Annotated in this window: 7 protein-coding genes; all 7 read right to left on the minus strand. The window is 56.8% G+C overall.

What is annotated here, in order from left to right; genetic code table 11:
• Window positions 1-59 precede the first annotated feature (59 nt).
• The 7 genes from ACUZ9P_RS08970 to ACUZ9P_RS09000 all read right to left on the minus strand — a co-directional run bounded on the left by ACUZ9P_RS08970 (window position 60) and on the right by ACUZ9P_RS09000 (window position 7,254).
• Entirely contained in the window at window positions 60-551 is a 492-nt protein-coding gene (locus ACUZ9P_RS08970) for a hypothetical protein (protein WP_298993184.1), read from the minus strand.
• Window positions 548-2,230 (minus strand): ATP-binding cassette domain-containing protein, encoded by a 1,683-nt coding sequence (locus tag ACUZ9P_RS08975; protein WP_449249440.1) that lies wholly within the window; start codon window positions 2,228-2,230, stop codon window positions 548-550. Before ACUZ9P_RS08975 ends, ACUZ9P_RS08970 begins: the two co-directional genes overlap by 4 nt.
• Window positions 2,231-2,514: 284 nt before the next feature.
• Entirely contained in the window at window positions 2,515-3,138 is a 624-nt protein-coding gene (locus ACUZ9P_RS08980; RefSeq protein WP_449249441.1) for a YcjF family protein, read from the minus strand.
• Between the two features lie 40 nt (window positions 3,139-3,178).
• Entirely contained in the window at window positions 3,179-4,312 is a 1,134-nt protein-coding gene (locus ACUZ9P_RS08985; RefSeq protein WP_449249442.1) for an ABC transporter substrate-binding protein, read from the minus strand.
• Between the two features lie 278 nt (window positions 4,313-4,590).
• Window positions 4,591-5,334: a 4'-phosphopantetheinyl transferase family protein gene (locus tag ACUZ9P_RS08990; protein ID WP_449249443.1), complete on the minus strand. Its 744-nt coding sequence runs from the start codon at window positions 5,332-5,334 to the stop codon at window positions 4,591-4,593.
• 3 nt (window positions 5,335-5,337) lie between these two features.
• A complete protein-coding gene (locus ACUZ9P_RS08995; protein ID WP_449249444.1) occupies window positions 5,338-6,054 on the minus strand; it encodes a thioesterase II family protein in 717 nt (238 codons plus the stop codon).
• Between the two features lie 9 nt (window positions 6,055-6,063).
• On the minus strand, window positions 6,064-7,254 hold the full coding sequence (locus tag ACUZ9P_RS09000) for a KamA family radical SAM protein (RefSeq protein WP_449249445.1): 1,191 nt from the start codon (window positions 7,252-7,254) through the stop codon (window positions 6,064-6,066).
• Window positions 7,255-7,265: the final 11 nt, after the last annotated feature.

Consider the following 7,265-nt stretch of genomic DNA (forward strand, 5'->3'; position numbering starts at 1 on the left):
GATTATCAACCGCAGGCGATTGCGGCGCAACATTTCCCGTATATTTGCACAGACGCTTTTCATTGGTCCAACCGATAGGTTTGCTGTGTATATTGCGCGGAGCCGCGCCAGAACATATCAAGCGTATAGTCTATGCACTGCCTTTCAAACAGAATGCAGCGTTCTTTGTCGTCTTCCGTCTGACCCATGCAGATATTGTAAAGAATGGGGCACATATCAACATTGAGCACAAATTCGCCAAGATTGGGGCGCGAATGGATTCCCTTGCGGGCGTGGTGCACGAGGCTCTTGACGTATTTGTTATTGCAAACCTGAATGCGCTGCCCGTAATCGTGGTTTTCTTCGTAGCATTTCAACCTGTTCTGAATGGTCTGCATGTTCTCCGCAGCATTCACTTCAGAGGGCAGGGTATCGCGCACATTATTGTACAGTTCGCGCACAAACTGGATGTTTGTATTGCCTGTAAGGTCTTTGGCCTCTGCCTTGGGCGTGGCGCACAGGCACAGCAGGGCCGTCAGGAAGAGGGCAGGCCGCAGAAAATGGCTGCTCATGCCTGTGCCCCTTCGCCAAAGGGTTCTTCCACAAAGCCGCCTTCGCGCATGGTCAGTACTCTGTCGGCTACATGGAAGTAGCGGTCGTCATGCGATATGGCCAGGATTGTGCCGCCCTGGCGGATGATGTCGGGCAGCAGCTCCTCGTAAAAATAGCGGCGGAAAACAGGGTCGAAATCCGCGGCCACTTCGTCAAACAGGTAGATGTGGCGCTTTTCAAGCAGCGCGCAGGCCAGGGCAAGACGTTTGCGCTGCCCGGCAGAGAGATCAAGCGTGGAGAACGTGCCGTCTTCAAGCAGGCTCACCTTGGTTTCCATGTGCAGGGTGCGCAACACGTCCGTGAGCTGGGCCGGGGTGATGTTCAGGCCGAGGGGGCGGGAAAACAGGTGATAGTCTGTAGGCACAATGGTGAAGAGGTTGCGGTAGGATTCCATGTTAACGTCGGAAAGCATGACGTTGTTCAGGAACATTTCTCCGCTCTCGGGCGCGTACAGCCCGGCCAGCACCTTCATGAAGGTGGACTTGCCCGACCCGTTACCGCCGCGAATAAACACCAGTTCGCCCTTGCGCAGCTCAAAGTTGTCTACCGCAATGCCGAAAAGTCGCATGCCGTTGCGGTCGTGGTAGTCAAAACGCACATCGCGCAGGGCAATGGAATCAAAAGATGGCACTATGGGGTCGGCCTGCTGCCAGCGCGCCTTGACGCCTGCGTTTTCAAAGGGTTCCGTCACGGCGTCTATCTGCGCTTCCACCGCTGCAAGTTCCTGCAGGCTCATTTCTACCTTTGCCATCATGGGCACCGAGGTAATCAGGCTTATGAGCGGGCTCAGACTGAACATGCACAGCACCAGCAGCGAGGATGTTTCCGACGTTTCGAGGTTCAGAATCTTGGGCATGATAAAAAGTATCAGCCCCAGAATCAGCAGGTTGAACATGGCAAAAAATGATATGCCAAGGGCGTGTCTGTGCTCGGTAGCATCGCGGGCTTCTGATGCCACAGAAAGATCAGGGATGATCTGTTCGCCAAACAGCGCTGTAGTTTTGGGCTTGTGCATCTTGAGCTGCTGCAGACCGGCATAAAGGTCGCGCAGGCCTGCGCAAAAGCGTTGGTCGGCCTGCATGGCTGGCCCCATGTGCGCATGCACCTTGTTGATAAGGTGCAGAAAAATCCAGAACCCCATAGCAAGAAAAAGAAAAACACCCAGCGTACCGGGAATGGACACAGTTGCCATTTTGGCAAAAGAGAGCACCACCATCACCGTGTTGGCCGAGGCCGCCACCAGCATGCGGGCCGCTTCAACAACCATTTCGCGTCCGTCAAGCAAAGCGGACTGGATGCGGTTTTTGTCCAGTTTTTCATATTCCAGCAGGGAAACGCCGCGCAGCTTGGCGGCAATGCGCATGCGCCATTCCATGATGCCGCGCAGGGCAATCTGCGCCGAGCGCCCGGTTATGTAGCGGAAGAGAAAATAAAAGGAGGCGAGGCTCACCAGAAAAGCAAGAAAGGTGCTGAATTCCAGCCCGTCTTCAGAAAGCTGCTGCAAGCCCTGAAGCACCGAAAAAACGGCAAGTCCCTGCATGATGCCTGAGCCGAGGCACGCGGCGGCAATTTTTTTGCCTTCCTCGCCGGCCTGTTCCCACAGAAGTTTCAGAAAAAGCGATTCTTTCAGTTGCAGCATGTGGTTCTGTGGCCCCGGTGTTCAGGTGCGCCGCGCATTACAGCATGCCCGGCGGTCTTGTATGCGCCCCTTTGCAGTGCAGGGGCTCTGGTAAATCAATAGTCAGCGCTGCCGCAATGGCAGCCACGGCCTTTGCCAAGGCCTGGAATGTATGCTCTGACAGCCAGTTTCGACATACGCGCGGCTGGAAGCGGCGGGCGTAACAGCCAACACTTCCGTAAGGGCCAGTTACCCGGCCCATACGGAAGGTTCAGATTCCCGAAACCGTCAGAGATCGCCGGATATTAGGCCGCGTCTGTGCCCGCTTCTTTGGCGGGGGTTTCAGCTGCGGCTTCGTCCTTGGTTTCTTTTTTCATCTTGTTCTTGATCTTGCCGACGAAGGTTTTGCCTTCTTCAACTTTTTCCTTGAAGTAGGTCTTGGCTTCTTCGGCATTGAAATCAATCAGGTTGCCGCCCTTTCTGAAGTGGCGGTCAAAAACCCAGCCAAGGGCATAGGTGCTGGCGCCGCCCATGATACTGATGGTGGCCGCGCCCGCGGTGAAGCCAATGACCGGAATGCTTTTCAGCAGCGAGGCGGCCAGGGGCACGCTTGCCGTGGTCAGAAGGCCGCCGCACAGCGAAGAAATAATGGATTTGACGCGTTCCTTTTTGAATTCAACGCCGTGGGCCTTGGCCAGTGCGTGAATAAGTTCAATCTGGAGGGCGGAGAGGCCCAGAAAATCTACAAGAGGCACCGGCACAAAACCAAGGCCGATAGCGCCGTACACACGCTTGCGGATGATGGCGTCCACCACTTCTTCCGAAGGGCAGGCGCGTTCGCACGTTTCCGTTTCAGCAGCGGTTTCTGCCTGGGAGACCATCTGATCTTCAACGCCGTCGACTTTGTTTTCCAACGTATCTTTAGTCATGTGCAACCTCGTTGTGACCGGTTTCAGGGTTACGGGAATTCTATTGGGCAACGGTCGTTTTATCAACGCCCGCCAGTGTGACGTCAAAGAGTTCGTCTGCCGAAATGAGCAGAATCAGCGGCAGATCCATGCCCATCTTCTGGGCAGTCACCAGATTCAGCGCAATCTTGGGCGTGTAGGCCGCTGTTTCAAGCTGGGTATTGGGCGGCAACAGGCCAAGCTGTGCGGCAATATGGTCAGCATAAAATTTGCCAAGAGGAACATAATCAAGAGTTGAAAGCCCCATCAGCGCGCCTCTGCGCACATGTACGCTGCCGTCGCGCGCAAAGGTCTTGATGTGGTGGGCGTTGAGCGTGTCAAAGATGGCCTGAGGATTGGCCTGCGTCCAGTCAAAGCAGTTGAGGGCCGAAATGTAAAAGGCATCCACGCCCGCGCTCATCAGCTTGTCCACGCCCCTGGTGCACGATTCCATGCTCTCCGCCTTGTCCAGAAAGGGGTACTCCACAAGGGTAAAGCCGCGCTCGCGCGCAACCTCGCGCGCTTCCCGCACGTTGGAGTATGAAAGTCCCTCTGGGCTGTCGTGATACATGATGCCAAGGCGAAGAAAGGGCAGCGCCTCATGAAACAGGGCAAAGACCTTGAACCATTTGTCCTTGGTGTAGCGGATGGTCAGGTTGGCGGCGCCCTTGCCGGTGGCGCGATCCACAATACCAGCGCCTGCCGGGTCGGCCACGTCAACGCTCATGATGGGCGTTTTGCCGTTGTTTTCGGCAAGCAGGGCCTTGGTGGCCTCTGTTCCCATACTGATGATGACGTCGATATCCGGATTTTGCATCAGTTTGCGGGCCTCTGCGCGGTAGACGCTCTCAGAGGCATCCCAGCCGGGGCTGATGTACAGTTCGCCCGGCAGAGTAATGCGGTCGGCAACCCCGCGTTGCCGCAGGGCTTTGATGATTTCTTTTTGCAGCAGGGTAAATTCCCAGTACGGTCCGGCTTCAAAATAGGCCGCGACCTTGGGGCGCGAGGGTTTGGGCTGGGAGGGCGCCGGGGCTGACGCTGTCATCTGTTCCACAGGCTCGCGCTGGGGGGCCGCCTGTACGTTTGCGCACAGGCATACTGCGCAGCAAAGTGCTGCGGCAAGTGTGGCGAAGAACGATCCGAGGCGGCTGCTCATGGAACAAAATACCCTATGATGCGTTCTTGGTGACACAGTGTGTCCGCCGCTCGGCGGTTCTGCCCAAAAACTGGAGTGGATTTTTTCCAAAATCCGTGTGGAGCAGACAATCTTTTTTATGGCAATCTGTGCTATTGGCGGCGTTGGGCCACACGAATTTTTACGCGGGCGCAAAGCATGCGCGCAGGTTTTAACATATCAGAGGAAAAGCGGTATCGTCCACATGAATTTGGGGCGCGCATCGGCATTTCTGCATGTTTTTTGGCGGGTTGTAGGGATCAACAGGCAAGGCAGACCACGACGTCACGGCAGGGGCTTTGAGCCGCCACGCTGCACAGGTAGCCGTCTGTTGTTCTGATGTCGCGGCTTGTCCACTGCCCGCCCTCATCAAGCATTGTAGCTGTGCCTTGGGCAGGGTTTGCAGTGAAGGATGCTATCCAGCCGCTCTCTTGCGGCCCGGTGTGCACGCTAAAGCTTTGCAAGGGCATGCTCAGGCCCATGCCTACGGCCTTGATTACGGCCTCTTTGCGCGTCCAACAGCGGTAAAAGGCCGTTTGCAGCTCCGCCGGGGGCAGGGACAGCAGGTCTTTTTGCTCCTGCGGGTGCAGCTGGCTGGTCAGTTCCGCCGCATCGGGCAGAGGGCGTATTCTTTCAACATCAATGCCCACGCTTGCGCATCGGCAAAGGGCCACCCACACCATGCTGCCTGAATGGCTGATGGAAAAATCAGCGGGTATTCCGGGGCAAAAGGGCTTGCCGTAAGGGGAGCGGGCAAACTCTGCGGCACTGTCCTGCCCAAAGGCGGCGCGCAGCAGACGCCGCGCCAGCGCCCTGCCAGCCAGATGCCGCGCCGCATCTTCGATGTGCGCATAGCGCCCGGCCTCCTGCTGCTCCTGCGGGGTGGTGTGGGCTCCGCAATGGCGGGGCCATTCAGTAATATTATCAAGTTCCAAACCAACGCACAAAATGGACTTTTCTGGGGCGGAAGGCGCGCGCCAGTTGTAAAAATGTTGCGCCAGCACCGCCTAATCCGCAGGCTGGAGGGTGTGCGTCATGTGGTCTGCCAGTTCCTGCCAGTGATCCTGAACGTAAAAATGGCCGCCGCTGAAGGTGCGTACCGTGCATTGCGCATCTGTCAGGGTTTGCCAGTGCAGGGCGTCAGCCTCGGTAACGAGATCATGGCTGCCAATGGTTGTGTGGATGGGCAAGGGTAATGGGCTGTAGGGGGCGGGCTGCCATCCTTCTATGGCCATAAAATCAGCGCGGAGCATTGGTTCAAGGTAGTTTCTGAAATCCTGCGACTGCGCAATCTCGGGCGGAATGCCGCCCATGCGGGCCACGTAGTCCCACAGCGCGCCTTTGGGAAGCTGATCGACAGGGCATGAAATCCCGGTGCGCATCCGGCATGGCGTGGTGGCGGACGAAATGAACAGGGCCGAGGGCAAGGGCAGCGCCGCATCGCAGGCAAAGCGCGCGCAAAGAAAGGCCAGCAGCCCGCCCATGCTGTGGCCAAACAGGGCATAGGGGCCAGTGTGGGCGGCAGAGCGGATCTGCTCCAGCAGGTCGCGCCCCATGCTTTCCATGCTGGTAAGCAGCCGTTCCCGGCAGCGGCGGCCTTTGCCTGGCAGTTCGAGAGGTCTTATGGTGATCCATGCCGGAAAAAATTCGTTGAACCTTGCATAAAAGGCGGTATTGCCTCCGGCGTGGGGAATGCAGAAAAGAGTTGTAGCCGTGTGTTGCATGTGTTGCGCCTACAGTTCAACCCATCCGGCATCGTCATCAAGCTTTTGGATGATGATGCGCGAGGCCTGTTCTTCGTGTCCGATGCGGGCATGCATCTGCTTGAGAACAATGTTGCCCTCGCTGATGCCGCAGATTTCCAATTTACCGATGTCATGACCGATTATGTACTTGAAACGCTTGCCATAGCCGCTGAGTTGCGCCTTGGCCTTGTCCACAATGGCAATGCCCTGCTTGAGCGGCAGTTGAAAATGGTGCCTTACCCGCGAAACAGGCATGCACTGGTACAGATAATACGGGTTCACCCCAATGGAAAGCAGGCGGTTCATCAGTTCGACAATGTCTTCCGCACTGTCGTTGACGCCGCGCAGCAGCACCGCCTGATTGTTGATGGTGGCCCCGCACAGGCGCAGCCTCTTGATGGCCTCGGCCGAGGTAAGCGTGATCTCGCGCGCATGATTATAGTGCGTGGCAATGTACAGAGCCTTGCGCTCGGCAAAGGCGCGCAGGGCATCCATGAGGGCATCGTCAAAGATGCGCAGCGGGTAGGTGACGGGAATGCGCGTACCGATGCGCACAAAATCCACATGGTCGATCTCGGCCAGCCCCTCCAGCATTTTTTGCAGCACCGGGGTTGCCAGGGTCAGGGGGTCGCCACCGGAAAGAATGACGTTGTTGATCCTGGGATGGTCGGCAATGTATTGCAGCGCCCCGGCAAAGTTGCGCAAGGTCTGCTGGCTGGAGTGCCCTACAATGCGGCGGCGAAAGCAGTGGCGGCAGTGCATGGCGCAGCATTCTGTCGTGACCAGCAGCGCAGTGCAGTCGTATTTATGCAGTACGCCATTGCCCTTGTCGTGCTTGTCATCACCATAGGGGTCGGCAGTTGTCGCGCCCATGGATCCGGCAACCACCAGTTCTTCCGCATCAGGGAAGCACATACGGCGTATGGGGTCGCTGGGATCGTTTTTATCTATAAGGCTCAGATAATAGCGGGGAATGTTGACCGGGTGCACCTTGGCAACTTCACGAAGCGTTGCTTCCTCCTGAGGACTGAAGGTGGCGTATTGCTTCAACTGGTCGATGGTGACGACATTGTTGGCAAGTTCCTTTTTCCAATCAAGGCATTTCCAGCAAGGTTCAGCGTCCATTATCCCGGCCTCTGTTTGCGGATGGATTTTCTGTTGTTCAGGTGTTTTGGACATGCCTGATCACC

It is taken from the genome of Desulfovibrio intestinivivus, from assembly GCF_053570665.1.